We start from the raw sequence: 26,950 nt of genomic DNA, 5'->3' as shown, positions 1-26,950 counted from the left end.
CCTCAATCCCGAGACCCGCAAGGACTCCGCCGTCCACGTTTCTCTTTCTTCATCTTCACTTGTCAAACAGCCCGCACTTGTTAGTTCGCGAACTAAGTCGCTCCGAACTAATTAGTGCACCTTCTTCGGTCTCTTTCGCCGTCGAAGTCTCCGTTGCCGGGGCGCTTCAAATAGCTGATTTTTAGAGACCGTCAAGAGCTTTTTTTGAAGAAAAACTCAGGAGCCAGTCGGAAGAAGAAGCATCAAAGAAAGCAACATCAGGCCCGAAAGTCGGGCGCCTCAGTCATCAGTGATGTCCGGCTGGCGTGGTGGTGAGATAGTGCGACGCCGCATCCCGTGCAAGAACTTTTTGCGACGGCTGTGAAGAAATGTGGATAGCGCCGTCGCACCCCACTCTGCGCGCTGCCACGCGCCGCATCCGTTCCATTTTGGAACGGACCACGCGCGCAAGTTCAAAAATTGCTCGCCTTCGATTGCACCAGCGCACGATAGGAGTGCGGCATGCGCATGCAGACGAGGTCCTTCCGCCTGACGACGTTGGTCGGATAGATGCTGTCGAGATTGCTGGTGTCGATCTCGAGCGTCGCAATCCCCTCGCCGCGATCAACGATCGCCTCGCGGCGCGGAAACGCGAACGTATCCGGACCGAACACGCCGCTGAGCCCGCGCTCATCATTCGCGGCGTCGCACACATTCGCGAATGCGAAGTAGGCGTTGTTCTCGCCACCGCGAACCCGGAAGTGATGCCAGTGATGCGGATCGGCGCCGGTCGGGATCGGCGACGGCTGCATCACCTCGGTCCCCGCATGCGCCGCACTGAAGACACCCTTCACGGCCGCGGGACACACGATCAGATCGCAGCCGCGCAACGCGAGCACCCTTCCCGCTTCCGGAAACGCCGCGTCGTGCCCGATCAGGATGCCGATGCGCCCCATCGGAGTATCAACGACCGTCCACGCATCGCCCGCCGTGGCCCAGCTGCGCTCGGCCGTCGCGAGATGCGTCTTGCGGTAGGTGCTGATTTTACCGTCGGGCGTAACCAGGACGGCTGAATTATAGATGGTGTTCCCGTCCCGTTCTGCAAGACCGCAGACCAGGTGAAGCCCCTGCCCCGCGGCGATCCCGGCGAGCTTCGCCGTGATCGGGCCTGGGATCGGCTCGGCGGTTTCAGCCGGATGGGTCAGCCCCGTTGCCGCAAGCTCCGGGAACACCACCAGTTCGGCGCCATCAGCCTTGGCCGCGCCGGCCAGATCCGCGATCCGCGCCAGATTGGCCGCGACATCGGCTGTCGGCGCGAATTGCGCCACGCTGATGCGGGAGCGTTTGCCCACCGGCCACGGTTCGTGACCATACAGGCCGAAGAAATCACGCGGGTTCCAGCTGTAGGTATTGGTGAGCAGTTCCGGATAGAGCTCCGGCCGGCGCTGCGCGAACACCGGCTCGCCGAGCACGCGGCGCGTCCGGGCGAGGGCCAGATCGATCTCGGCGAAGGCAATGCCGTCGCCCTTGTCGATCACAGCCGGCAGGCTGCCATCGGGCGCGATGACGCAGCTGCCGCCGGAGAACTGCACGGTGCGCTCCAGGCCCCAGCGGTTGCTCTCGATGACGTAGCAGGAATTCTCGAACGCCCGGCTGATCCAGTATGGCGCCGGCGTGCGCTCGGCGAGCCAGTTCGAGATGTGGCAGATGATGTCGGCGCCGCCGAGCGCCATCAGCCGTGCCGTCTCGACGAAATGAATGTCCATGCAGATCAGGAGCGCAATCCGGCCGATCGGCGTCTCGAACACCTGGTTGTGCAGGTCACCGGCGGCGGCCCATTTCGGCTCGGAGATATAGGGGTGCGTCTTGCGGTGCCGGCCGATCACACCGTCGGGGCCGATCAGCACCGCGCTGTTGTAGTAGATGTCGTCGACATCGACCTCGGGCATGCCGATGACGATGTAATAATCATGCCGTCTCGCCAGCGCCGCGAAGCGGTGCGTGGTCGAGCCCGGCACCTTCTCGACATACGGCGCCACCTCCGCGCGGTCGTACCAGCAATAGCCCGTCGTGCCCATCTCCGGCGTCACGATCAGCTTCGCGCCGGACGACGCCGCCTGCTCGCACAGCGCAAGCAGGCCCTCGATGTTGCGCTCCTTCTCACCGAGCGTCGGCTCAAACTGGATGGTGGCGACCTTGACCTGCAACGACATCACTTCGCCCTTCAGACCAGGAAATGCTTCTTGATGGTGGCGCCGAGCGTGTATTTCGGATCGACCATATTGCCGAGCCGGACGCGCCCGGCCTGCGTCAGCAGCATGTAGGCATCGATCTCGTCGAAACCGTAGTCGGCGGCCATCCAGCGGCACAGCTCGCGATAGGCGATGCGCGCCGCATCCTCCATCGGCCGGGCCGAGCCGATGGTCATGATGAAATCCTTGGTCTCGAGCCGCGGCCAGGCGATGGGCCAGCCCTTGATGAGGTCGACCTGCACCGTCGTCACGGTCGGATGCTCGATCGCGACGCCGCACAATTCGCCATCGCCCTGCGCGGCATGGCAGTCGCCGAGATAGAGCAGCGCCCCCTTGGTATTCACCGGCAGATAGATGATCGCGCCGGTGCCGATATCCGGCAGATCCATGTTGCCGCCGTAGTAGTCGGGCACGAGCGAAGAGATCGCCTCGATCTCCGGCGAGGTGCCGATGGTGCCGATGAACGGCTCATAGGGCAGCGTGATCTTGTCGTTCCAGACCGTGCCCTTCTCGGCCGTGATCTCCAGCTTCTTGACCCGCTCGGGCAGCGCCGGGTTCAGCAACGCGGTGTTTCCGGTTCCGACCAGCCCGCCGAACTCCGGCATCACCACGGTGGTGCCGCGCGGCTGCGGCCCGCGCGGGACGATGCTCTCGATATAGACCGCCAGCGTATCGCCCTTCTCGGCGCCGTTGACGTAGATCGGGCCGTTCTGCGGGTTGAGGAACGGGAAGTTCAGGATCTTGGACGGGCTGTCGGTCTCGTGCTTGATCGCGCCCTCGAACGCGTCGTGCGTCTCGGCCGAGACCACGGCGCCGGGATCGATGATCAGCACCGGATCGACATAGGGGCCGTAGACGTAGTGATACTTGCCCTGGTCCTGCTCGGTGATGAGATGGTGCGCGCCGCGCGCCCCCCTAGCGACGCCCTTGCGGGCCATGATCGACTCCGACTGCCAGGCCATGCTCGTTCTCCTTGTGCTCGTTGTTCACGTTTCTTCAGACGGCGAGATGGCGGCGCATCTCGGCGGCATCGTCGAGCGCCTCGCGCGCCAGGCTTGCCGTGATGCGGCCCTTGTCCATGACGTAGGCGCGCTGCGCCATGGCGCGGATCATGTCGAGGTTCTGCTCGACCAGGATGATGGTGACGCCGGTCCTGCGGTTGAGTTCAACCATGTTGCGCGCGATGTCCTGGACGATGTTCGGCTGAATGCCTTCCGAGGGTTCGTCGAGCAGGATGAGATTGGGATCGGCGATCAGCACGCGGCCGATCGCGAGCTGCTGCTGCTGGCCGCCGGACATCGTGCCGGCGCGCTGGCTCCAGCGCTCCTGCAAGATCGGGAACGCACCGACGACGCGCTGCCGCCCCTCCTCCGGAATGCCGCCGCCCTTGATGGCGACGCCCACGGCGATGTTCTCGCCCACCGTCAGCCGCGGAAACACGTCGCGGCCCTGCGGCACATAACCCAGGCCGAGCCGCGCGCGCTTGTGCGCCGGCAGATGCTCGACCGCCTCGCCGCGATAGACGATCGAGCCGGACATCGCCGGCACCAGCCCGATCAGGCTCTTCATCAGCGTCGACTTGCCGACGCCGTTGCGGCCGATCACGGCAACGATCTCGCTTTCGCGGACCTCGATCTCCAGTCCCTGCAGCACGGGCTTGCCACCATAGCCGGCGCGCAGGCCCACGGTGGTGAGGATGACTTCCTTACGCATGCGCCTGCCCCAGATAGATCGCCGCGACCCGCTCGTCGGCCACGATCTCGTCGATCGAGCCCTGCGCGAACACTTGGCCGAGATGCAGCACGGTCACGCGCTGCGCGACCTGGCGCACGAACGCCATGTCGTGCTCGATCGCCAGCACGGTCATGCCGGCCGCATTCAGCCGCCGCACCATCTCGCCGGTCATGTGCGTCTCCTCCGGCGACATGCCGGCGGTCGGCTCGTCGAGCAGCAGCAGGCGCGGCTTCAGCGCGATCGCCATGCCGATCTCCAGCCACTGCTTCTGGCCGTGGCTGAGATTGCCGGCGAGCTGCGCCTGCTCGGCTTCGAGATTGAGGAAGGCGAGCAGCCGGTCGATCTCCTTGTCGAGCGCGGCCCCATGCAGCCGGCTCTGCAGCGCGATCTCCAGGTTCTGCCGCACCGACAGCCCCTTGAACACCCCGGGCACCTGGAACTTGACGGAGAGACCGCGGCGGATGCGGGCGAAGGATTTCAGGGCGGTGATGTCCTCGCCGGCGAAGTAGATCTGGCCGCTGCCGGGATGATGCTCGCCGAGGATCAACCGGAACAAGGTACTCTTGCCGGCACCGTTCGGTCCGATCAGGCAGTGAATCTCGCCCTGCTCCAGCACGAGATTGACGGAGTTCGTGACGTGCAGGCCGCCGAAATGCTTGTTGACGTCGCGCAATTGCAGCAGCGCCATCACGCCGCCTCCTGCTTGCGCCGGGTGACGAGCTTCGTGATCCAGTTGATGACCCCGAGCACGAGGCCATTGGGCGCGATCAGCACCGTCAGCACCAGCAGCACGCCCATGAACACCAGCGCATACTGGCTGCCGTAGATCGTCAGCGCCTGGAAGCCGGAGAGCACCACCAGCGTGCCGGTGATCGTTGCGGTGAGATCGCTGCGACCACCAACGGCGACCCAGATCAGCGGCAGCGACGCCGCTGTCATGCCCATGCTGGACGGCGTGATGTACTGTCCCCACACCGTGTAGAGCACGCCGGACAGGCCGGCGAGCGCCGCGCCGATCACGAAGGTGATCAGCTGATATTTGCGGATATCGTAGCCGAGCATCTCCGCGCGCTCCGGATTCTCGCGGATCGCGACGATGACGTTGCCGAACGAGGAGTTCATCAGGATGCGCAAGCCGAGATAGACCAGCACCAGCATGGCGAGCACGACATAGTACAGCCCGACATCGGCGAACAGCACGATCGGCCCGCCGAACCACGGGATCGTCAGCGGCGGCATCGCGCTCATGCCGTTGAAGCCGTTGAGGCGTGCGGCGCCGATCCGCCATTCGGGACCCGCGGTCTGTGCCATGAAGCGCTCGAGCATCAGCGTCACCGCAAGCGTGACGATGCCGAGGAACACGCCGGCGATGCGGCCGAAGAACATGAAATAGCCGAGCAGCGCCGCAACAAGCGCCGCCATGCCGATGGCGAGCAGCAGCGCGATCCAGGTGAAGCCGTAGGACGCGCCGAAATTGATGGTAAGGATGCCGTAGCCATAGCCGGCGATGCCGAAGAATGCGGTCTGGCCGAACGACAGCGAGCCGCCATAGCCCCAGATCAGGCTGAGGCTGAGCGCGATGAACACCCAGACGAAGAAATACACGGTGTTGCCGACCGTGTAGCCGTCGCTGAACAGCGGGTACGCCAGCGCACCGGCCAGCACGAGCGCGAACAGGGCCCAGAACGCGGGACCACGGCCGAGCGTCTGCGGGCCTTCGAGACGGCGGAACAGGGAAACGAAACCGGTCATCGCGGCGCTCCTCAGGTCCGCTCGCGCAGCACGAAGCCGGAGATGCCCTTCGGCAGCACCCGGACGACGATGATGACGGCGATCAGCAGGCCGATCTGGCCGAACAGCTGGCCCTGCCAGGAGGTCATGCCGGATTTCACGATGGCGAGGATGCCGCCGGCCGGCGCTGTGCCGAGGAAAACGTCGGCGCCGCCGATCACGACCGTCACGAACGCCTCCATGATGAAGGTCGCGCCCATGGTGGGCACCAACGTCATGGTCGGCGCGTAGAGCCCGCCGGCGAGGCCCGCGAGCCCTGCCCCGCACGCGAAGGTGAGGCTGTAGATCAGGCGGGTGTCGACGCCGAGCGCGGCCGCCATGTGCGGCACCTGGATGGTGGCGCGGGCCAGCACGCCGAAGCGTGTCCAGTTGAACAAGGCATAGAGCGCGGCCAGCACGGCGAGCGCGGCGACGAACAGCACGATGCGGTAGATCGAATAGGAATAGGCGCCGACCTGGAAGCTGCCGAACGGCGTGCCGACGCCGGCCATGGTCGAGCCGACCAGGATGAGCGTGCCCTGCGTCGCGATCAGGCTGAGGCCCCAGGTGGCGACGATGGTGTCGAGCGGCCGATCGTAGAGATGACGGATCACCAGCAGCTCGACGAGCACGCCGACGAAGGCCGAGGCCAGCGTGCCGCAGAGGATGCCGAGCGGCAGCGGCAGGCCGGCATGCACGGTCGCCGCCGTCACATAGGCGCCGCACATGATGAACTCGCCATGGGCGAGATTGATGACGCCCATCATGCCGAAGATGACCGCGAGCCCGCAGGCCGACAGCACCAGGAACGCGAATGCGTCGCCGAACTGGTAGAGCGCAGAGAATGCGAGGGTTGCGATGTCCATGTCTTCGATCGAGGTGGGAGTCAGATGCGCAAGGCGATGAAGCAGCAAGCCGCTCCGGCATGAGGGGACGCCGGAGCGGCCGCGGCCGGCCGATCAGGGCTTCGGCGGCGGATTCGACGGCGTGTACTGCGCCATCGGATCCTTCTTGGTCAGGTCGCAGCCGGCGTCACCGAGCCAATACGGCTTGATATCCTCCCAGACTTTCGGGAACGAGATCGAGTGGTCGGCGCCGACCTTGGCGAGATAGATCGTGTGCGACATGTGCTGGCTCTTGGGGTCGATGCAGACCTTGCCCTCCGGCGCGTCCATGCAGACGTCGCCCATCGCGATCACCTTGCGGATCTCGTCGCGGTTGGTCGACTTCGCCCGCTCCACCATCTGCTTGTAGAGATAGAGCGCGAGATAGGAGTTTTCGGCCTCCTGGTTCACGTAGGGCTCGTTCGGGAACTTGGCCTTGAACTTGGCGTAGAACTCCTTGCTCTTCGGGCTGTCGATCTCCTCGATGTAGTTGGTGGTGACGTACATGTCCTTCAGGCTCGGCGGCTTGAAGCGCTTGTGCTCATAGCCCTGGCCGACGTTGACGGACGAGGCCATCGGCAGGTTGACGTTGGCGGACGCCGCCTGCTCGTAGTACGAGGCCTGCGCGGTGCCGACGAGAAGCGTGACGACGAAGTCGGGCTTGGCCTTCTGGATGTTCTGGATGCTCTGCGAGAACTGCGACACGCCGAGCGGGATGAACTCCTCGCCGGCCATTTCGCCGCCGTTCTCCTTGACGATCTTGCGCACCCACTCGGCCGAGATCTGGCCGAAATTGTAGTCGGCGGCGAGCGTGTAGACCTTCTTGCCATAGGTCTGCATCATGTAGGGGATGAGCGTCGAGAACTGCTGCTCGGGCACGGCGCCGGTCACCACCATGTGGCCGTCGCAGACGCCGCCTTCATACTGGTTGTTGTAGAAGGCGAAGCCGTTGAACTGGTCGACGATCGGCCGGTAGGCCTCGCGCGAGGCCGAGGAGAAGCCGGCGAACACCACGTCGACCTTGTCCCTCTGCAGCACGCGGCGCATGAACTCCTGATAGCGCGTGTTGTCCGACTGGGTGTCGTAGGTCACGAGCTCGAGCGGCCGGCCCATGATGCCGCCGGCCTTGTTGATCTCTTCCGCCGCCAGCTGAATGGCGTGGACCTTGCCGATGGTCGCGGCGGCAAAGTCGCCGGACTGGTCCTCCAGCACGCCGAGCTTGATCGGGTTTTCCGCAGCATATGCGCCTGACGCGAAGACAAGCGTCCCCGTGAGGGCTGCGGCGCGCAGCCCCCGCATTCCAGATCTGGTCATGTGATGCTCCTACATCGCTTGCTTGTTGCCGCCTTGCAGCGTGACGCTGCTCGGGCGTTCCGGCGTATCGGGCGGCCCCGCCCGCTTCCTCAGGAACTCCTCGCAATGGAGTTCCAGACTTTGCCGCGCCCGCATGCTGTCGCGGCGGAGCGCGGAATAGGCATCGTCGTCGTTGAGGCCGGTCTCCTGCATCAGCAGGACGACGGCGCGGATCACCGCGCGCCGGCCGCGGCGGCGGCTCTCGAGGTCCTGCAGCTTCTCGTACATGTCGGTGCGCAGCAGGAACTGGTTGATGCCGAGGAACAGCGCGGTATAGACGGCGCCCCCATGCACGGGCTTGCGCAGGAACGAGGTCGCGCCGAGATTGACCAGCGCCTTGAGCCGGCTCGGCGCCTCGACGCCGACAAGACCGATCACCGGCACTGGCGGAAGCCTCGAGGCCGGATCCACCTCGAGCGCGACGGCGCCTTCGAGGTCGCCATCAATGAACAGGATGTCGCGCTCCGGCTGCAATGCGCTGACGTCGAGCTGCGCGCGGCCATCGATGATCTCGGGGTATTCGCAGGCGACGCCGAGCTTGGCGAGCGTCGTCTCCAAAGTGGCCTCCCACCCTGCCCGCCGCGTGATCACCAGCGCGCGGCCACCTTTGAAATTCTGCAGCAATCGGAAGGTCATGACTTCACCATTCGGAGCAGCGGTGGACGCATGGAGGTCGCAAAGCGCGGCGAGGACTGCACGAGATAGGGATCGGGCGCGATCGGCTGCCGGGCTTCCAGCAGCAGCTCGAACTGGCCATCGGTCGAGGAGCGACCGATGCGCGGCGTCAGACAGGCGTGATAGGTCTGCGGATCGATCCGCACCTCACCCTGCGGCGCCAGCAGGCGTTGATTGGCGACAGCGCAGCGCACCAGCCGCGACTCGTCGCTGCCGGCCTGCGCCAATGCCGCTGCGAGCAGCCTGACGGCGATGTAGGAGGCTTCGGCGTCGGCCGAGACCACCGGGCCGTCAGGAAACGCGGCAGTGTAGGCCTGCATGAACGCAGCATTCTCGGGCGAGCTGAGCGAGGAAAAGTACACGCTCGACGACAGGTGGCCGTCGACCGCCTCGGTGCCGATCTCCTGCAGCTCGGGCTCGGAGAGCGTGCAGCTCGCGACCGGAATCTCGTTCGGCTGGTCGATGCCGGCGGCGCGGCAGGCGACGCGGAAGGCGCGGAAGAAGGCGTAGGCGCTGGTGCCGATGAGGTTGTTGAACACGACATCCGGGCGCTGCTCGAGGATCGCCGCGATCACCTGGTCGAACTCGGTGTCGCCGACGGTCAGATAGCGCTCGGCCAGCACCGTGCCGCCGCGCGCGGTCAGCGCCTCGCGGAAGATTCGGTTGTTCTCCCACGCCCAGATGTAGTTCGATCCGACGCAGAAGGCGCGCGTGCCGACCCGCGAGGCGAGATAGTCGACCAGCGGCAGCACGTGCTGGTTCGGGGCTGCGCCGGTGTAGATGACGTTATCCGAACTCTCGAACCCTTCGTAATGCGAGGGATACCAGAGCAGCCCGTCGAACTTCTCGAAGCAGGGAATCACCTCCTTGCGGCTCGACGAGGTGTAGCAGCCGACGACCTGGCGTATCCCGGAGCTCAGCAGCTCCCGCGCCAGCCCGCGATATTGCGCGAGATCACCGGCTGGATTGACCACGACGGGCTCCAACGTGATCGGACCGTCGGCGGCGTTGATTTCCGCCAGCGCGAGTTGCGCGCCGTTGAGCATCGAGCGCGCGACGACGCTGTACGAGCCGGTCGTCGAGAACATCACCCCGATGCGAAACGTCGTCCGTGTCATCCCGCGTCCCAAAAACAAAAAGCGCCCGTCGGCTGTCAAGCCGAGGGCGCCCTCGCCACCAACCAGACACGCTGCAATCAGCGCGGTGTTGGAAATGGTTTGATCGTGCACGCGTCTCAGGGCCGCTGTGCCCAACGCGTGGACATTACGGTCGCTTAGGACGCCTATCCTGTCAAGCGCGTTCTCTCAGCGATGCCTGCATCAAATCGTGCTTGCGTGCAGCAAATTGATGCAGGTGCGACATTCCTGCGGAGCGGCTCGCCGCGCGGCGGTGTCAACGCGGCCGCGGCGGCTTGCTGCGCGCCGGGCCGGTCAGGAAGCGTTCGAGCTCGACGATGGCTTCGGCCTCGCGCGCGCGTCTGAGCTGTCGCGCCTGCTCGATCCCCGGCGGCAGACGCCTGGCCATGTCGCGCGCTTCACGCGCCGTCTGCAACAGTCGCTCGCCGAGCGTCATCGTCTGCTTGACGCGGCGCCTTCGTTTTTTTGGAATTTCGACTTCCATGCAAATGCGGACCTGGTTTCGATTTCGACGCAAACACAACCCTAGATCATCGCGCGGCACCTGCATCCACATAGGTGAATCCGAGATCGCCGCGCTTCGTTCGGGCCGCCGGACCGCCCTCGGCCGGCGTGCGACGTTAACCGCAGCGCCCGGAGAGCGCCGTATCAGTTGATATGCACGGCTTGACTCCGGACGGGCCGTCGCGCAGAGGAACGAACCATCGCGCGCCCGGTTCACACCGCAGTGAAAGGGGGTCCCATGAAGAACAAGCAATTCGCCGCCCTGCCCTTTCGTATCAAGGCTGCAGAGCTCAGCATCCTCTTGATCACCACGCGGCGGAAGCAGCGCTGGTCGGTGCCGAAGGGATCGCCGATGCTGCGCAAGCGCGCGCACCGGGTGGCGGCGATCGAGGCCTATGAGGAGGCCGGGCTGCGCGGCAAGATCAGCCGCCAGGCGCTCGGCCGCTTCAAGCACAGGAAGCGCAAGGGCAAGCGCAAGATCCCGTGCGAGGTGAAGCTCTATCCGCTCGAGGTGACCAAGCAGCACGGCCGCTTCCCCGAACGCGGCCAGCGCAAGCTGGTGTGGGTGTCGGCATCGGAAGCCGCCCGCCGCGTGCATCATCCTGAGCTGCGACGGCTGATCCAGGGTTTTTCCCGGCAGCAGCGCAAGCGAGGCTGAGCCGGATCGCCCCCGGAAAGGACAATCGCCGTTGAATGTGCCGACGCCGATCTCGGGGAGACCAGCACCGCTGAGGTCCATCAACGACTCCAGCTTTCATTCTGGATCCGTGCATTCCTCGCGTCTCAACGCTCCGCGAACTTGATGGTCGAGACCGGCCAGCGCCCGTCATGGCCTGATATCGTAATGCGCAGGCCATGCAGCTCGTCGAGATAGACCTGTTCCACAGTTCCGGCCTTGCCGTCGCTGAGCGCCACGCATTTCCCGATCAGCTCGGTCTGGGCATGCTCGAACTCGTACAGGATGGTGAAGGCTCGCGTCTTGACGGCAACCATGAGGAACGGCGTGAGGGCTGATGAGGAGAGCCGCGACGCTGCGGGACAGGCCGGCGCTGGCGGATAGATCGGGGCTCGCGCGCGTCCGGTCAACCGCCCCTCAAGCGATCGTGCACGCGGCTTGCGCGGCGTGCACGATCCGGTCAGCGGCATTCGAAATTCGCCGCGTCTTCCAGGCTGCCGCTGCCCTTGTAGGTGGCGACCTTCGGGAACGCGCAGAGATCGCGCGTGCGTCCCGGCCACGGCACATCGGGCGAACGCCGCGCGGTGGCGCGGATCGCCTCCGGCGCGGCGGCCTTGCCCTCCACCCAATTGTCCAGCGCGGTCAGCAGATCGAATTGGTCGGTCGCCGGTCCAGCGCCGCAATGGTTCATGCCGGGAACAAGGAACAACCGCGCGAAGCCATCCGTGTCGGGGTATTTCTTTTTAAGCTGGTCGACATAATCGATCGTATCCAGCGCCGAGAAGATCGGGTCGGCGGTGCCGTGGTAGAACAGCATCTTGCCGCCCTTGGCTTTGAATGTGTCGAGATCGGTCGAGGTCGCCGCCTCGTACTCCATGCCGGCGTCGAAGCCGCCGGCCCCCTTCATCACCTTGGCCACGTCGCGGTCGATGTCGAAATTGCGGACCCAGGCGACGAGATCGGTCGGGGTCTCCGGCGGGCTCATGAAATCATACGGAACGCCGCCGGCGATCAGCGTCAGATTGCGCGCATTCGGCGGGCTGGACTTGGGTGTGCCGAGCTTCCAGGCGCGCCAGCCGGGCGCGGCGAGGCCGGGGTCGTAGGGCCAGCGCGAATAGATCAGGCCTCCCATCGCATTGCGGCTGCCGTCGAACATCAGCTTGATTGCCTTCAGCTTGGGTGCCGACAGGCATTGCGCGCTCTCGCCCTCCTTGCAGGCGAGCACTGAGGGATCGAAGCGGCAGGCCATGACGTCCTGCACCATGCCGTCCTTGGCACCATCAGCGCCATCGCATGACGCGGTCACGCCGTCGGCGACCAGCTTCAGATCCTCGTCGGTCAACGCACTGCCGACATCGGCCTTGCCGTCAGGTCCGGGCGGCGCGATCGCCAGGAGCAGTTGCTCCTGCGCGATCACATCGATGCCGGCGAGCGGCACGCGATAGGCCGGCGCGCCGGCGATGACGCCGTCGAACAGCTCGGGAAAGCGCTGCGTCACCGCCATCGCCTGACGGCCGCCATTGGAGCAGCCCGCGAAATAGGAGCGCCGCGGCGCATTGCCATAGAGCTTCTCGGCCGCGGCCTTTGCCGCGTCGGCCACCGGCGGAATCGAGCTGTAGCCCTTGTCGCGCCGTGCCTGCGGATCGAGGCCGAACAGATAAGGTCCGAGCGGGCCGGGCTCTTCGAGATGACCGGAGTCGGTCGACGCCGCGGCATAGCCGTTGGAGAGCGCGTTCGGCGGCGTCGCGCCGGTCAGCAGTCCGAGCGCCGGGCGCAGCACGCCGTCGACGCCACCCCCGCCCTGGAAGACGAACTTGCCATTCCACGTCGCGGGCAATCGCAGCTCGTAACCGATCGCATACGGCTTGCCGTCGATGCCGGTGCGCTCGTTGATCTTGCCGCGGATCAGGCAGTGATCCGGTGCCGGGCTTGTCACGCCGGTCGGCGCGGGGGGCGCCAGCTGCACGCCGCCGGCAGCGACGAATTCCGCGGTGACCACGCGGCCGCTGCCGGAGAAGCCCTGCCCCAGCGCGGCGCAGCTTGCCTTGAAATCCTCCGCCCGCACTGACGCAATCGCCGACGAGCACAGCAACATTGCGGCCAGCGCCGTGATCCGGATCTGCATCGGTCTCGTCCTCCCACCATGCGGGTCTCGTGCCGTCATTGCTCCGCGGCACCTGATCGCGTCCGACCATAGCCAAGCCTGCGCGTGGCCCGCAAGCGGCCGTGCGCTCGCGCGCGATTGAAAACCTCTGCCGAAGCATGTCATCTGTCGGCACGACACGATCGAGGGACATCATGGCTGCGGACATCCGGTTGAATGCGTTTGCGATGAACTGCGTCGGGCACCAGTCGCCCGGCCTGTGGCGGCATCCGCGTGACCGCTCCTCCGACTATAATCGCCTGCCCTATTGGCTCGACCTCGCCAAGACGCTCGAGCGCGGCCGCTTCGATGGGCTGTTCCTCGCCGACGTGCTCGGCGTCTACGATGTCTATGGCGGCAATCCGGACGCGGCGCTGCGCCACGCCATCCAGGTGCCGGTCAACGATCCGATGATGCTGATCTCGGCGATGGCCGCGGTCACCGAGCATCTCGGCTTCGGCGTCACCTGCACCCTGTCCTACGAGCCGCCCTACCCGTTCGCGCGCCGCATGTCGACGCTCGATCATCTGACCGAAGGCCGCATCGGCTGGAACATCGTCACCGGCTATCTCGACAGCGCCGCGCGCGGCATGGGCAAGGAGCGCCAGACCGGCCACGATGACCGCTACGACGTCGCCGACGAATACATGCAGGTGGTCTACAAACTGTGGGAAGGCAGCTGGGAGGACGACGCCGTCAAGCGTGATCGCTCAAGCGGCGTCTTCACCGATCCCGCCAAAGTCCACCGCGTCAGCCATCACGGCGAAAACTACCAGCTCGACGCCATTCATCTGTGCGAACCGTCGCCGCAGCGGACGCCGGTGCTGTACCAGGCCGGCACCTCGCCGCGCGGCCGCGTGTTCGCCGGCCGCCATGCCGAATGCGTCTTCATGTCCGGCCCCTCGGCCAAGATCATCGCGCCGCGCGTCGCCGCGATCCGCCAGGCGGCCGTGGAGGCCGGCCGCGCGGCCGGCGACATCGTGATCTTCAGCATCGCCACCGTCGTGCTCGGCGAGACCGACGCGGAGGCCGAGGCGAAATTCGCCGATTATCGCCGCTACATCGACCATGAGGCCTCGCTGACCCTGATGTCCGGCTGGACCGGCGTCGACTTCTCGACCTACGAGCTCGACCAGCAGGTCCGCCACGTGCTCAACGATGCCGGCCGCAGCGCGATGGACAATGTCACCCGCGCCGATCCCGATCGGGTGTGGACCGTGCGCGAGGTCGCCGAGCATGTCGGCATCGGCGGCATCGGCCCGGTCTTCGTCGGCGGGCCTGCCAAGGTCGCAGATCTGATCGAGAGCTGGGTCGAGCAGACCGGCGTCGACGGGCTCAACCTTGCGTTTGCGCTGTCGCCCGAGAGCTTTGCCGACGTCGCCGACATGCTGGTGCCGGAGCTGACGAAGCGCGGCCGGTACAAGCAAGCGTATCAGCCGGGCACGTTGCGCGAGAAGATGTTCGGCCGCGCGCGGCTCGCGGCGCCGCATCCGGCGGCGAGCTATCGGCCCTGAACGCGGCGCGCCGGTCTCGGGCTCACGCCGCAAAGCGCGCGAGCAATTGCGCCACCGCGGCCGCGATCGGCTTGATGATCGGGATCGCGAATTGCGGCTGCAGCTGATCGGCGGCCTGCGCCAGCGGTCCGCCGCCGATGATAACGGCTTCAGCGCCGTCCTCGATGCATGCCCGCGTCGCCGCGGCGAGCGCGTCCACCAGCCGCGCGGGGTCGGCGGCGAGCGTCACGGGGGCGCCCTCGGTCAGCCTGGTGCCGGCGAATTGCGCGGCCAGGCCGAGCCCTTCGGCAAGCGCCGCGATGCTCGCCACCAGCGCCGGCGTCACCGTGGCCACACCGAAGCGCCGCCCGCCTTCTGCCGCGGCCCGCATCGATGCTTCGCCGATCCCGACCACCGGCCGCACGCCGCGCGCGCGGATTTCGGCCGCGCCGGGATCGCCGAACGCCGCGACAATGATGCCATCACAGGCGTCGCGCTGCGCCTGCGCGATCTGGACGACCTCGGCGGCCGACGCGGCCAGCGCCGCGCCATCGGTGATCATCGCCGGCGCCCGCGTCGCTGTCGCGCCAACCACCTCCGCCCTTCCCACACAGCATGCCGCGGCGATCGACACCATCATCGCGGTCGTCGCCGCCGAGCTATTCGGATTGATGAGGAGAATGCGCGGCATTGCCCGGGTCATGTCAGCCGTCATGGCGCGCGACGGCGACGCCGAGATCCTTGAAGATCGCGGTCAGCTCATCGACCTGGGCCTCGCCATCGCGCGGCTGGATGCGGCGCTCGATGTCGGCGAGATGATGCGTCATGGCCGCGATCGCCGCCGCCTTGTCGCGCGCCAGCACCAGGGCCCCGATGTCGGGATGCGAATCCGGCGAGCAATCCGGCTCGCCCGGCTGCTCGAAAGTAGCGATGGCAAGCGACGTCCGCAGCATCAGTTCGCGCGCCATGTCGAGCAGCACATGGTTGCCGGCAAGCTCGGCGATCAGGATATGGAAGTCGGCCGTCAGCGACAGCGAGGCCCAGCGGTCGGAGCGATCGTCGGCCGCCTCGCGCGCCATGTGCGCCTTCAGCAGCGCCTTGCCCTGCTTGTCGAGCCGGTCGATCGCCGCCGCCACCGTCGCCGCCTCGATGACGCGGCGGGCGGCGAACATCTCGCGCGCCTCCTCCCAGGTCGGCCGGTAGACGAACGCGCCGCGGTTCGGAAACTGCACGACGATCTTGCGCGAGGCGAGATGCGCCAGCGCCTGGCGGACATGGATGCGCGTAGTGCCGAGCGCGCGCGCCAGCCGGTCCTCGCCGAGCTTGGTGCCGGGCTTCAGGCGCTTCTGGCTGATCGCGGTGAGAATGCCGCGCACCACGGGATCATCGTCCATCCGCCGCGGATCGAGCGCGTCCGTCTCCGGCTTTTCGACCGGACGCCGCCGGAGCTTCGTCCTGGCCTGGCTTCTGGCGGGAGCCGTCCGCGCAACGTTGCGGGCTTTGGCGCGAGTCGTGGTCATGTCTCTGAATGTAGCCAATGCGCGCCGCGTTGAAAACAGCAGCCTTGCTGCTTCTGACGCCAAACGAGCGCACATTTAGGCGCCATTTAATTCAATCGATTGGCGCCAATTTTCGGCGCCATTAAAATTGCAGCCACATTCCAGCACGTTAGGAAATCCGGACGGATGGCACGCAGCTTGCTGACTTGCCGATGCACGGAGACTCCTGATGGCGAGCAGCGCGACCATGATGCAGACGACGGCGGCCGCGCCCGAGGCGCGCGGCTGCGCGCTCGCGCTCGAGGGCATCGGCCACAGCTTCGGCGGCACGATCGCGCTCGACGCGATCGATCTCGCCGTCGCGCCGGGCGAGCTGATCGCCCTGCTCGGCCCGTCTGGCTGCGGCAAGACCACCTTGCTGCAGATCATCGCCGGCTTCGTGCAGCCGAGCCGCGGCAGCGTCGCCTTCGATCAGCAGCGCGTCGATCGCACGCCGGCCAATCGTCGCCGCATCGGCATGGTGTTTCAGAACTACGCGCTGTTTCCGCACCTCACCGTCGCCGAGAACGTCGCCTACGGCCTGCGCGCCCGCAAGGCGCCGGGCGCGATGGTCAGGAGCCGCGTCGCCGAGATGCTGGCGCGGGTGCAGATGACGACGTTCGGCAATCGCTTTCCGCGCCAATTGTCCGGCGGCCAGCAGCAGCGCGTCGCGCTGGCGCGCGCGCTCGCCATCGATCCCGTGCTGGTGCTGCTCGACGAGCCGTTCTCCGCGCTCGACAAGAACCTGCGGCTCGACATGCAGATCGAGATCAAGAATCTGCTCAAGAGCTGCGGCGTCACCTCGATCATGGTCACGCACGACCAGGAGGAGGCGCTGTCGATGGCCGACCGCATCGTCGTCCTCAACAAGGGCCGGATCGAGCAGATTGACACGCCCGATGCGCTGTATGACGCGCCGGCCAGCCTGTTCGTGAACGGCTTCATCGGCCACGCCAATTTCCTCGCGGGCCGCACCGCCGGCGCACGCGGCCTCGTCCATCTCGCAGCCGGCGCGGCGCTGGTGCTGCGAGAAGCCACGCAGCGCACCGCCGAGACCGACGTCACCGTTTCGATCCGTCCGGAGAACCTGACATTGTTCGAGCGCGAACGTCCCGGCGCGATTCCCGCGACGGTCCGCGTCGCGATGCCGCTCGGCGCCGTCAGCGTCATCGAATGCGTGCTGGCGTCCGGCGAGACCGTCAAGGTCAGCCAGTCGCGCGCGGCATGGTCGGGGCAGCCGGGCGCGCCGGCATGGCTCGGCATCACCGACACCACCAAGATCCACGTCTTCGACACGCCACGCGGTTCGCCATCCATCATTTGACCATGAGGAGCTTCGCCATGATCCTGTCCCGCCGCCACCTGCTCGCCACCGGCGCAGCCTTGCTCGCCGCGCCGAACATCGTGCTGTCCTCGCGCGCCCGCGCGGCGAGCTCGATCGTCGCCACGACCTATCCCGGCAGCTTCGACGAGGCCTTCCGCGCCGTGGTCGGGCCGGCGTTCCAGAAGAGCAGCGGCGCCGATGTCAGCTTCACGCCGCTGCTCGGCGTCGACCAGATCGGCAAGATCCAGGCCTCGCGCAACGCCCCGCCGTTCGACGTCGTGCTGTTCGACGAGGGCCCGCTGATCCCGGCGATCGCCAGCGGTGTGATCGAGAAATTCCCGGCGGAGACGTCCAAGAGCTTCGCGCAGATCCCGCAGGCGTTCCGCCATCCCGACGGCTACGCGCCGGTGGTCACCGTGCAGCTGATCGGCATCGCCTACAATCCGAAGAAGATCACGACGCCGCCGACCTCCTGGGAGGATCTGTGGAAGCCGGAATACAAGGGCCGCGTCGGCATCACCGGCATGGGCTCCTCCCTCGGCACCGCCTTCATGGTCGAGATCGCCAAGCTCAACGGCGGCTCGGAGACCAATCTGGAGCCGGCCTTCGAGGCAGTGAAGAAGCTGCTGCCGAATGTCGGCGCCATCGCCAACTCGCCGGGCGCGCTGGCGGCGCTGTTCCAGCAGGGCGAAATCGACATCGCCTTCAACTACTGGAACAATGTCGCGCTGCTCGCCGCCAAGGGCGTCGACGTCGCCTTCGCCAAGCCGAAATCCGGCGCGGTCATCATCCGCTCCAGCGCGCAGATCGTGAAGAACAACCAGGATCCGAAGCTCGTGCTCGACTATCTCGACACCGTGATGTCGGCCGAGGCACAGAAGGGCTTGGAGGCGGCGCCCTGGGTGATGATGCCGACCAACAAGAACGTCGCCTTGACCGGCGCCAATCTGACGGTGGCGAAGAGCGTGGACGATTTGATCGCGAGCAACGTCCTGCTCGACTGGACCAAGTTCCAGAGCCTGCGCGGCGAATGGATCACGCGCTTCAGCAAGGACGTGAAGATCTGACGCGTGACGATCTGAAGCCCGGCTCCGATGTCGTCCCCGTCCCGCGCCTATGGTGAGCTCGCGCCGGCCCTGCCGCTGGCGCTGGTGTTCGTCGGCGCCTTCGTCTTGCCGCTGATCGCGCTGGTCGCGATCAGCTTCTACCGCACGCCCGAATTTCTCGACCTGTCACCGGTGCAATATCTGCGCTTCCTGAGCGATCCGTTTAGCCTGCGCGTGCTCGCCGACACGGTGATGCTCGGGCTCGAAGTCGCGCTTTGCGCGCTCGTGCTCGCCTATCCGCTCGCGCTCGTCTATGTCGCGAGCGGCGCTGTGGTCCGCATGATCCTCACTTTCCTGATTCTGCTGCCGCTGCTGACCAGCACGGTGGTGCGTACTTTCGCCTGGATCGTCATCCTCGGCCGTGACGGCATCGTCAATGCCACCATGCTGTCGCTCGGCCTATGGGACAGCCCGGCGCGGCTGCTCTACAGCTGGGGCGGGCTGGTGCTGGCGCTGACCCAGATCCAGCTGCCGCTGATGGCGCTGCCGCTGATCAACAGCCTGCTGCGGCTCGACGGCAATCTGGCGAAGGCGGCCGAAGGCCTCGGTGCCGGCCGCTTCCGCGTGTTCTTCACCGTGATCCTGCCGCTGACCCTGCCCGGCGCGATTGCCGGCGGGCTGCTGGTGTTCGCGGCGGCAGCCACCGCCTTCATCACCCAGACACTGGTCGGCGGCGGCCGCATCATCCTGATGCCGAGCTACATCTACCAGCAGTCGATGGGCGTCCAGGACTGGCCATTCGCCGCGGCGCTGTCGCTGATCTTCACCGTGGCAGTCGTGGGCATCGTCGCAGCGATCGGCGCGCTGTCGCGCCTGATGACGCGGGGCCAGCATGCAACGTGACCTCGGCGACCGCGTCTATGGCGGCCTGGTCGGCGCGCTGGCCGCGGCGTCGACCCTGCTGCTCCTCGCCCCGACCCTCGTCGTGCTCATCATCTCGCTGACCTCGGGCATGACCCTCAAATTCCCGCCGCCGGGCTGGTCGGCGCGCTGGTACATCGAGCTGTTCCACTCGCCCGAAATCCTGGCGCCCGCCTTGATCAGCCTGAAGGTCGCCCTGTGCACGACGCTGTTGTCGGCCGTGCTCGGCAGCGCCGCGGCGCTCGGCATCTTCAACAGCCGAAGCCGCCTAGCCCGCCTGCTCGATGCGCTCTTCATGTCGCCGATGGTGCTGCCGGCGATGGCCTTCAGCCTGTCGCTGCTGCTGGTCTTCAACGTGATCGGGCTGCGGCTGTCCTTCTGGACGCTGGTGCTGGGCCACACCATCGTCTGCGTGCCGTTCGTGATCCGCATGGTCGGCGCCGCCGTGCAGCAGCTCGATCCCGTGCTCGTCACCTGCTCGCTCAGCCTCGGCGCCAGCCGCTGGTACACGTTCCGCCGCATCACCCTGCCGCTGATCCGGCGCGGCATTACTGCCGGCAGCCTGGTCGCCTTCCTGTCGTCGTTCGACAACGTCCCGGTGTCGCTGTTTCTCGCCGATGCGCGCACCGAGGTGCTGCCGATCAAGCTCTGGGCAATCCTCGAAGGCAGCCTCGACGTGCGCGTCGCCGCCGTGTCCGGCGTGATCGTGGTGCTGACGCTGATCGGCCTCGTCTGCGCCGAGGCGCTCGGCGGCCTCAGCCGCAGCTTTGGAAAAACTTCGTCATGACCATCATCCGCGACCTCCGTGGCTACGGCCGGCACCGTCCCGAGATCATCTGGCCGAACGGCGCCCGCGTCGCCGTGTCGCTCGTGATCAATTTCGAGGAAGGCGCCGAGCTCGCGGTCGAACAGGGCGATGCCGAGACCGAGCGCTATGGCGAGGTGCAGCCGACCCTGCCGATGGGCGTGCGCGACCTCGTCCAGGAGCAGGTGTTCGACTACGGCATGCGCGCCGGCCTGTGGCGCTTCCTCGATGCGTTCGCCGCGCGTGACACGAAGGCCACGTTGATGATGTGCGGCCGCGCCGTCGAGCGCGTGCCGGATCTCGCCTGCATCGCGGTGGAAGCCGGGCACGAGCCGGCGGTGCATGGCTGGCGCTGGCTGCCGCATGCGCTCTATGCCGACGCGGCCACCGAACGCCACGACATCGTGCGGACCCGCGACGTCATCGCCACCGCGACCGGCGTGACGCCGGTCGGCTTCATGACCCGGGGCAGCCAGAGCCCGTGGACGCGCGACCTGCTGGCCGAGCTCGGCTTCGCCTACGATTGTAACGCGCTCGACGATGATCTCCCCTATTGGACCAAGGCGGCCGGCCGGCCACTGCTGGTGCTGCCGTATGGCTTCGACACCAACGACATGAAGTTCTTCCACCCCAACGGCTTCGTACAGCCGGAGGATTTTTCCAACTACGTCTCCGCGGCCTTGCGCACCCTGCTCGCCGAGGCGGCGCGCGGCGGATCATCGATGCTGACGGTCGGTTTTCACCTGCGCATCTCCGGACGGCCGGCGCGATTTGCCGGGGTCGAAGCCATTCTCGACACGCTGGCTCAGCTCGGCGACCGCGTCTGGGTGGCGCGACGCGGCGAGATCGCGGCGCATTTCGGCGCTGTCATGCCGCCGCGCTGAAGCGCCGGACGAAACTCACCCGATCCGCATCGACAGCTCGACCTCGTCGCCGAACGGCACCGACAGATAGCCGTTGGCCGGAGAGCGGACGTGGGCGAGATAATCCGGGCTATCATCCGCATTATCGGCCACGATGAACGCGCCCGCGCTGAGCCTGTTCTCGAGCAGCGCCAGGATGTCGCCGTACAGCGGCTTGGCGCCGTCGAGCAGCACGAGATCGATCGTGTCGGGAAGATCGCGGCCGAGCGTCTGCAGCGCGTCGCCCTCGCGGATGTCGACGAGATCGAGCAGCCCGCCTTCAGCCAGATGCTTGCGGGCCCGGGCAACCTTCGACGGCTCGAACTCGGTCGTGATCAGCCGGCCGCCGCCATTGTCGCGCAGCGCCGCGGCCAGAAACAGCGTGGAGATGCCGAACGAGGCGCCGAACTCGACGATCGATTTTGCGCCAAAGCTGCGCGCCAGCATGTAGAGCAGCAGGCCGGTGTCGCGCGACACCGGCAGCGGAAAGTCCTTCAGCTGCGAATAGAGCTCGACATGGCCGGACTTGCTGCGCATCAGCTGCTGGCCGCGTTCGGCCATGCCGGCAAAGACCGGGCTCGTCTCCGGCCGCAGCAGCGCGGCCTCTGCCAGCAGGCGATCGAGCAGCGGCGCGACTGGCTGCGTGGTGAGGGTGATCATGATCATTCTCCATTCTCTGAGACGTGTCGTTTGCGTCCTGAGCAAAATACGACTAATCACTCGCATTCGCTAATCGCATTCCGGACCGCGCCATGCCCCCCGCTCGAAAAGCCCAGATTTCCGCGAGAAAACAGCCGCAGCAGGCGCGCTCGGCCGACCTCGTCGCGGCCATTCTGCAAGCGGCTGTTCAGGTTTTGACGACCGAAGGCGCGCAGCGTTTCACCACCGCGCGCGTCGCCGAGAAGGCCGGCGTCAGCATCGGCTCGCTGTATCAGTACTTCCCGAACAAGGCCGCGATCCTGTTCCGGCTGCAAAGCGACGAGTGGCAGCAGACCACGACGCTGCTCACCGGCATCCTGGATGATCAAAGCCGCCCGCCGCTGACGCGGCTGCGCGCACTGGTCAACGCTTTCCTACAATCGGAATGCGACGAGGCCGCCATCCGCGGCGCCCTCGACGACGCCGCCCCGCTCTATCGCGACGCGCCCGAGTCGAAAGAGGCCCAGGCGCGCAGCCGCCGCACCATGCTCGCCTTCATGCGCGAGGCGCTGCCCGGCGCCACCCCGGCCGAGCGGGCGCGGGCCGCCGACCTGATCAAGACGACGCTGAGCCAGGTCGGCAAGCACTTCTCGGACACCCCACGCAGCCGTGCCGAGATCAAGGCCTATGCGGAAGCGATGGCGGACATGTTTTGTGCGTATCTGGAGCAGGCGAGCGCAGGACGAACACGCACGCGGCGTGGAAGCTAGCAGGCCGAACTTCGGCTGCCACGATATCTCCCCACATCATTCGAGCGGCGAGCTCGTAGCATCCCGATGCCGCAGCGCACGCGGTGGCCGTGAATGCGCCCTCGCCCCTTGCGGGAGAGGGCATGCACGAGCGAGCAGCAAGCGAGATTGGGTGAGGGGTATGCTTCCGCGGGCGTCGCTTGCCGAAAGAGACCCCTCACCCAAGCGAGCACGCGGATCCGCCGGAGATGCCCTCTCCCGCAAGGGGCGAGGGCGCTGTATCACGCAGCGGTGCGGCGGCATCATCTGCATGCGGCTCGTGCAACAGCCAAATGCGCCAAAAAGCATAATTCACCAGCACTCCCAAGCTGATTTGCCCTGTCCAGACCCGCCATCGAAAATATTCTCCTTTCTTTTTTCCAGAAATCATGATTTTATCTCCCCATCCTGCCCGATCGAGGGGCGCTTTCGCGAACGTCACGGAACGTTGGTGTGGGATGCGGTGGCCGGTTCTCGTCGCAGCGTGCGTCAAGCGCGCGGACGAACGAGGGGAGCCGGACGGCGAAATCGCGTGGTCCTGATACTCCGACGCTAGTATCACGTGCTGATGCGCAAGCATCATGCGCTACGGTGGCCAGAAAGCCCGGCGCACCGGGGAGAGCGCGTATAAGCCGTAAGCCCATCGCGCAGGGAAGGCCGGATGTCCGGCTGATCCTGTGGTGACCGCCGCGTGCTTCCTTTTTGCACGCGGGCCATGGGTGTCAGTCGACGCCCGGCCTTCCCTGCGCCCTCCCTTCCCGGGAGGGACGAACGGCAGACAGATCTCGGACGCCTCGCGCGCCGCGAGCCCGCGGGCGGCTGCCTGCCCGTCCGCGAAGAAAACAAACTTCTCGCGGGACGGCCGAATGAAGAACTTTCCTCTCCATCCGAACCGATCTGCAAAATTGCCTGGGGTGACTGATCCTGCGAATGATCCCGGGACATCGGATGCAATCGCCTGTGAGGAGATTTTCGAATGACACCATCTTTCATCGGCCGGGTCCGCGCGCGGTCCTTCCATCTCGCCCGGCGCTCCATCCTGACGATGGGCATCGCTCTGCTGGGCGCGCTCGCCACCGCGCGCAGCGAAGCCGCCGAGACGCTGCGGATCGGCTACCAGAAATCCTCCACGCTGATCGCGCTGCTCAAGACAAATGGCGAGCTGGAGAAGGCGCTGGCGCCGCTCGACATCAAGGTCTCCTGGCACGAATTCTCCAGCGGCCTGCCGCTACTCGAGGCCATCAACATCGGCAGCATCGATTTCGGCGCCGACGTTGCCGACACCGTTCCGGTGTTCGCGCAGGCCGCGGGCGCCAAGCTCTCTTACATCGCCGAGGAGGCCGCCTCGCCGTCGGCGCAGGCCATCCTCGTGGCCACGGCATCGCCGGTGAAGACGCTCGCCGAGCTCAAGGGCAAGAAGATCGCGGTGACCAAGGGGGCCGGCAGCCACTATCTGCTGCTGTCGGCGCTCGCCAAGGCGGGCCTGTCCTTCAAGGACATCACCCCGGCCTATCTGCCGCCGGCCGATGGCCGGACCGCGTTCGTCAGCAACAATGTCGATGCCTGGGTGGCCTGGGATCCGTTCCTCTCCAGCACCATCCGGCAGTCGGGCGCGCGCGTGCTCGCCGACGGCAGCGACGGGCTCGCCAGCTACAAGCGCTATTACCTCGCCGCGGCCGACTATGCCGCCAAGCATGGCGACGCGCTCAACGTCATCTACGGCAAGCTCGCCGAGACCGGCAAATGGGTGAAGGCCAATCCGGTCGCGGCGGCGGGCGTGCTCGCGGCGCTCTGGGGCATCGACGCCGCCACCGTCGAGGAGGCCAACAGCCACCGCTCCTACCAGGTCGGCGCGGTCACCGCGGCCGGCCTCGCCGAGCAGCAGAAGATCGCGGACGCTTTTCTCGCCGAACGCGTACTGCCGGTAAAGGTGGACACATCTGCGTTGGCGATCTGGACACCGAAGGCGCCGTGAGCCAGAGAGGAACCGAGCATTGTGCTCTGCAGCGAAGCGGAGCGCGAGGCCCAACGACGAGCCTGAACGAAGGAGACTTCCATGACTGCCCACCTTCCCCCGCCGACAGATCGCGCCACGGAGCACCCCGCACATCGCATCTTCGTCGACCGCTGGTCGCCGCGCGGCTTCACCGACGAGGCGCTGCCCGAGAGCGAGCTTCTCACCTTCATCGAGGCGGCGCGCTGGGCGCCCTCCTCCTACAATTCGCAGCCCTGGCGCTTCCTCTACGCGCTGCGCGGCCAGCCCGCGTTCGACACTTTCCTGGCGCCGCTGATCGAGTTCAATCGCGGCTGGGCGCAGCATGCGGCAGCCATCGTCTATGTCCTGTCGAAGAAGACTTTCATTCCGGCCGGCAAGACCGAGCCGGCGCCGACCCGCACGCATTCCTTTGATGCCGGCGCCGCCTGGGCCAATTTCGCCAACCAGGCCGCCCTGTCCGGCTGGGGCACCCACGGCATGAGCGGCTTCGACGTCGCCGCCGCGCAGACCGCGCTCGGCGTGCCCGACGATTTCGCCGTTGAGATCGCGATCGCGGTCGGCCGCAAGGGCGACGGCGAGAAGCTCCCGGCCATGCTGAAGGAGCGCGAGAAGCCGAGCCCGCGGCTCGCCATCGCTGAAATCGCCGCTTCAGGCCTGTTCCCGAAGAGCTTCGGCGGCTGAGGAATTGAAGGGCCCGGGGGGCGGCGTGATGGCGCCGCCCTTCGGCGATCGATCTCGACGTCACGGAGACGGATCCGGGCTCGCGGCCATCCTTCGAGACGTCCGCCTCCGGCGGGCTCCTCAGGATCAGATCGGAGTGCGCGGCGAGAAGGTTGAGGCGAAATGCGCCGACCAAGGGACGATGAGGGGACGTTGGGGAGAGATAAGGGTACATGCCCCACAGCTCCCCTTCTCTCCGTGGCAAACTCTCGCCTCATGGTGAGGAACGCCGCATCGCGGCGCGTTCAGGCGATGCGATCGCATTGCCTTGAGAACCATGAGGCCACCGCACCACCCTGCCCGGCACCGCCCTGACGCCCGGCGGAATCTGTGGCAGAAAGCAGCACCATCGTCAGACCAGAGCCGAGACCCGCATGCCGCCGCCGAAACCGCCAGCCTTCGAAACCCTGAGCCTGCATGCGGGCCAGCATCCGGATTCCGCGACCGGCGCCCGCGCGGTGCCGATCTATCAGACGACGTCCTATGTGTTCGACGACACCGAGCACGCCGCCGCCTTGTTCAATCTCGAACGCGCCGGCCACATCTACACCCGCATCTCCAACCCGACGACGGCCGTGCTCGAAGAACGCCTCGCGGCGCTCGAAGGCGGCGTCGGCGCGGTCTGCACCGCGAGCGGCCAGGCGGCGCTGCATCTGGCGATCGCCACCATCCTCAATGCCGGCGACCACATCGTCGCCTCCTCCTCGCTCTATGGCGGCACGATCAACCTGCTCGCGCACACGCTGCCGCGCTTCGGCATCACCACGAGCTTCGTCAAGCCGCGCGATCTCGACGGCTTTCGCGCGGCGATCAAGCCGAACACGCGGCTCTTCATTGGTGAGACGCTCGGCAATCCCGGCCTCGAAGTGCTGGACATCCCGAAGGTCTCGGCAATCGCGCACGAAGCCGGTGTGCCGCTCTTGATCGACAACACGTTCGCGACCCCCTATCTCAGCCAGCCGATCGCGCAAGGCGCCGACATCGTGATGCACTCCGCGACCAAATGGCTCGGCGGCCACGGCATCGCGATCGGCGGCGCCGTTGTCGATGGCGGCCGGTTCGACTGGCGCGCGTCAGGCAAGTTTCCGCAGCTCACCGAGCCCTATGCCGGCTATCACGGCATCGTCTTCGACGAGCAGTTCGGCACCGCGGCCTTCATCATGCGCGCACGCACCGAAGGCCTGCGCGATTTCGGCGCGTGCCTATCGCCGACCAATGCATTCCATCTGCTGCAAGGCGTCGAGACGCTGCATCTGCGGATGGAGCGTCATGTGGCGAACACGAGCGCGGTGCTCGCGGCGCTCACGACGAACAAGGCCGTCGACTGGGTGCTCCATCCGTCGCTGGAGACACATCCGGACCATGCACTCGCCAAGGAGCTGTTGCCGCGCGGCGCCGGCTCGATCATCTCGTTCGGCATCAAGGGCGGCCGTCCGGCGGGACGGAAGTTCATCGAGAGCCTGAAGCTGATCAGCCATCTTGCCAATGTCGGCGACGCCAAGACGCTGGTCATCCATCCGGCCTCGACCACGCATCAGCAGATGGACGCCGCGCAGCTCGCAGCCGCCGGCATCGGCGAGGAGTTGATCCGGCTGTCGGTCGGCATCGAGGCGGCCTCGGATATCATCGACGACCTCGGACAGGCGCTGCGCGCCTCGCAGAAGGTGTGAGC

General features: G+C 66.4%; 27 protein-coding genes. 11 read left to right on the top strand and 16 right to left on the bottom strand.

The window, feature by feature from the left end; translation table 11 throughout:
* Window positions 1-452: 452 nt before the first annotated feature.
* The 10 genes from NLR35_RS24990 to NLR35_RS24945 form a co-directional block, all read right to left on the bottom strand.
* Entirely contained in the window at window positions 453-2,192 is a 1,740-nt protein-coding gene (locus tag NLR35_RS24990) for a nitrilase-related carbon-nitrogen hydrolase (RefSeq protein WP_257169181.1), read from the bottom strand.
* An 11-nt stretch (window positions 2,193-2,203) separates the two neighbouring features.
* Entirely contained in the window at window positions 2,204-3,193 is a 990-nt protein-coding gene (locus NLR35_RS24985; protein WP_257169180.1) for an acetamidase/formamidase family protein, read from the bottom strand.
* A gap of 34 nt (window positions 3,194-3,227) precedes the next feature.
* Window positions 3,228-3,944 (bottom strand): ABC transporter ATP-binding protein, encoded by a 717-nt coding sequence (locus tag NLR35_RS24980; protein ID WP_257169179.1) that lies wholly within the window; start codon window positions 3,942-3,944, stop codon window positions 3,228-3,230.
* Window positions 3,937-4,653 (bottom strand): ABC transporter ATP-binding protein, encoded by a 717-nt coding sequence (locus NLR35_RS24975; RefSeq protein WP_257169178.1) that lies wholly within the window; start codon window positions 4,651-4,653, stop codon window positions 3,937-3,939. Before NLR35_RS24975 ends, NLR35_RS24980 begins: the two co-directional genes overlap by 8 nt.
* A complete protein-coding gene (locus tag NLR35_RS24970; protein ID WP_257169177.1) occupies window positions 4,653-5,717 on the bottom strand; it encodes a branched-chain amino acid ABC transporter permease in 1,065 nt (354 codons plus the stop codon). The genes NLR35_RS24975 and NLR35_RS24970 overlap by 1 nt, the downstream gene beginning before the upstream one ends.
* Window positions 5,718-5,728: 11 nt before the next feature.
* The gene (locus tag NLR35_RS24965; protein ID WP_257169176.1) at window positions 5,729-6,601 is read right to left on the bottom strand and encodes a branched-chain amino acid ABC transporter permease; all 873 of its coding nucleotides are present in this window, start codon (window positions 6,599-6,601) and stop codon (window positions 5,729-5,731) included.
* Between the two features lie 93 nt (window positions 6,602-6,694).
* Window positions 6,695-7,933: an urea ABC transporter substrate-binding protein gene (locus NLR35_RS24960; protein ID WP_257169175.1), complete on the bottom strand. Its 1,239-nt coding sequence runs from the start codon at window positions 7,931-7,933 to the stop codon at window positions 6,695-6,697.
* 9 nt (window positions 7,934-7,942) lie between these two features.
* On the bottom strand, window positions 7,943-8,608 hold the full coding sequence (locus NLR35_RS24955) for an ANTAR domain-containing response regulator (RefSeq protein ID WP_257169174.1): 666 nt from the start codon (window positions 8,606-8,608) through the stop codon (window positions 7,943-7,945).
* A complete protein-coding gene (locus NLR35_RS24950) occupies window positions 8,605-9,765 on the bottom strand; it encodes a transporter substrate-binding domain-containing protein (RefSeq protein ID WP_257169173.1) in 1,161 nt (386 codons plus the stop codon). Before NLR35_RS24950 ends, NLR35_RS24955 begins: the two co-directional genes overlap by 4 nt.
* Before the next feature lie 274 nt (window positions 9,766-10,039).
* Window positions 10,040-10,267: a hypothetical protein gene (locus NLR35_RS24945; RefSeq protein ID WP_257169190.1), complete on the bottom strand. Its 228-nt coding sequence runs from the start codon at window positions 10,265-10,267 to the stop codon at window positions 10,040-10,042.
* A 258-nt stretch (window positions 10,268-10,525) separates the two neighbouring features.
* On the opposite strand from NLR35_RS24945, the gene NLR35_RS24940 reads away from it, so the two are divergent.
* On the top strand, window positions 10,526-10,945 hold the full coding sequence (locus NLR35_RS24940) for an NUDIX hydrolase (protein ID WP_257169172.1): 420 nt from the start codon (window positions 10,526-10,528) through the stop codon (window positions 10,943-10,945).
* Window positions 10,946-11,070: 125 nt separating this feature from the next.
* Here NLR35_RS24940 and NLR35_RS24935 read toward each other — a convergent pair whose 3' ends face one another.
* The gene (locus NLR35_RS24935; RefSeq protein ID WP_009031888.1) at window positions 11,071-11,280 is read right to left on the bottom strand and encodes a hypothetical protein; all 210 of its coding nucleotides are present in this window, start codon (window positions 11,278-11,280) and stop codon (window positions 11,071-11,073) included.
* A 143-nt stretch (window positions 11,281-11,423) separates the two neighbouring features.
* Window positions 11,424-13,088: a tannase/feruloyl esterase family alpha/beta hydrolase gene (locus NLR35_RS24930; protein WP_257169171.1), complete on the bottom strand. Its 1,665-nt coding sequence runs from the start codon at window positions 13,086-13,088 to the stop codon at window positions 11,424-11,426.
* A 173-nt stretch (window positions 13,089-13,261) separates the two neighbouring features.
* Between NLR35_RS24930 and NLR35_RS24925 the strand changes: the two genes are divergently transcribed.
* The gene (locus NLR35_RS24925) at window positions 13,262-14,620 is read left to right on the top strand and encodes an LLM class flavin-dependent oxidoreductase (protein ID WP_257169170.1); all 1,359 of its coding nucleotides are present in this window, start codon (window positions 13,262-13,264) and stop codon (window positions 14,618-14,620) included.
* A gap of 22 nt (window positions 14,621-14,642) precedes the next feature.
* On the opposite strand, the gene NLR35_RS24920 is transcribed toward NLR35_RS24925, so the two are convergent.
* Both NLR35_RS24920 and NLR35_RS24915 read right to left on the bottom strand, forming a co-directional pair.
* Window positions 14,643-15,290: an aspartate/glutamate racemase family protein gene (locus NLR35_RS24920; protein WP_257169189.1), complete on the bottom strand. Its 648-nt coding sequence runs from the start codon at window positions 15,288-15,290 to the stop codon at window positions 14,643-14,645.
* Between the two features lie 13 nt (window positions 15,291-15,303).
* Complete coding sequence (locus NLR35_RS24915; protein ID WP_257169169.1) at window positions 15,304-16,119, bottom strand: GntR family transcriptional regulator; 816 nt, start codon at window positions 16,117-16,119, stop codon at window positions 15,304-15,306.
* 208 nt (window positions 16,120-16,327) lie between these two features.
* On the opposite strand from NLR35_RS24915, the gene NLR35_RS24910 reads away from it, so the two are divergent.
* From NLR35_RS24910 to NLR35_RS24890, 5 genes are read left to right on the top strand one after another with little or no spacing between them, the layout of a single operon-like run.
* Entirely contained in the window at window positions 16,328-17,461 is a 1,134-nt protein-coding gene (locus NLR35_RS24910; RefSeq protein WP_257169168.1) for an ABC transporter ATP-binding protein, read from the top strand.
* A 17-nt stretch (window positions 17,462-17,478) separates the two neighbouring features.
* On the top strand, window positions 17,479-18,528 hold the full coding sequence (locus NLR35_RS24905; protein WP_257169167.1) for an ABC transporter substrate-binding protein: 1,050 nt from the start codon (window positions 17,479-17,481) through the stop codon (window positions 18,526-18,528).
* Between the two features lie 27 nt (window positions 18,529-18,555).
* Window positions 18,556-19,410, top strand: a complete 855-nt coding sequence (locus tag NLR35_RS24900) for an ABC transporter permease (protein ID WP_257169166.1) — start codon at window positions 18,556-18,558, stop codon at window positions 19,408-19,410.
* Complete coding sequence (locus NLR35_RS24895) at window positions 19,400-20,215, top strand: ABC transporter permease (RefSeq protein WP_257169165.1); 816 nt, start codon at window positions 19,400-19,402, stop codon at window positions 20,213-20,215. The genes NLR35_RS24900 and NLR35_RS24895 overlap by 11 nt, the downstream gene beginning before the upstream one ends.
* Window positions 20,212-21,117: a polysaccharide deacetylase family protein gene (locus NLR35_RS24890; protein WP_257169164.1), complete on the top strand. Its 906-nt coding sequence runs from the start codon at window positions 20,212-20,214 to the stop codon at window positions 21,115-21,117. The genes NLR35_RS24895 and NLR35_RS24890 overlap by 4 nt, the downstream gene beginning before the upstream one ends.
* A 15-nt stretch (window positions 21,118-21,132) precedes the next feature.
* Here the strand turns inward: NLR35_RS24890 and NLR35_RS24885 are convergent, their stop codons facing one another.
* Window positions 21,133-21,795, bottom strand: coding sequence for an O-methyltransferase (locus NLR35_RS24885; RefSeq protein WP_257169163.1), 663 nt, complete (start codon window positions 21,793-21,795; stop codon window positions 21,133-21,135).
* A 92-nt stretch (window positions 21,796-21,887) separates the two neighbouring features.
* Between NLR35_RS24885 and NLR35_RS24880 the strand changes: the two genes are divergently transcribed.
* Entirely contained in the window at window positions 21,888-22,544 is a 657-nt protein-coding gene (locus NLR35_RS24880; protein ID WP_257169162.1) for a TetR family transcriptional regulator, read from the top strand.
* Window positions 22,545-22,740: 196 nt separating this feature from the next.
* On the opposite strand, the gene NLR35_RS24875 is transcribed toward NLR35_RS24880, so the two are convergent.
* A complete protein-coding gene (locus tag NLR35_RS24875) occupies window positions 22,741-22,953 on the bottom strand; it encodes a hypothetical protein (RefSeq protein WP_257169161.1) in 213 nt (70 codons plus the stop codon).
* A gap of 654 nt (window positions 22,954-23,607) precedes the next feature.
* Here NLR35_RS24875 and NLR35_RS24870 point away from each other — a divergent pair.
* From NLR35_RS24870 to NLR35_RS24860, 3 genes are all read left to right on the top strand, one after another.
* Complete coding sequence (locus tag NLR35_RS24870; protein ID WP_257169188.1) at window positions 23,608-24,537, top strand: aliphatic sulfonate ABC transporter substrate-binding protein; 930 nt, start codon at window positions 23,608-23,610, stop codon at window positions 24,535-24,537.
* A gap of 81 nt (window positions 24,538-24,618) precedes the next feature.
* Window positions 24,619-25,239, top strand: a complete 621-nt coding sequence (locus NLR35_RS24865) for a nitroreductase family protein (protein ID WP_257169160.1) — start codon at window positions 24,619-24,621, stop codon at window positions 25,237-25,239.
* A 413-nt stretch (window positions 25,240-25,652) separates the two neighbouring features.
* The gene (locus NLR35_RS24860) at window positions 25,653-26,948 is read left to right on the top strand and encodes an O-acetylhomoserine aminocarboxypropyltransferase (protein ID WP_257169159.1); all 1,296 of its coding nucleotides are present in this window, start codon (window positions 25,653-25,655) and stop codon (window positions 26,946-26,948) included.
* The last annotated feature ends 2 nt before the right edge of the window (window positions 26,949-26,950 follow it).

The sequence above is a fragment of the Bradyrhizobium sp. SRS-191 genome (genome assembly GCF_024586915.1).
GTDB lineage: Bacteria > Pseudomonadota > Alphaproteobacteria > Rhizobiales > Xanthobacteraceae > Bradyrhizobium.
Note: the sequence above shows the minus strand (reverse complement) of the source record. Positions and strands in the feature narration are given on the sequence as shown.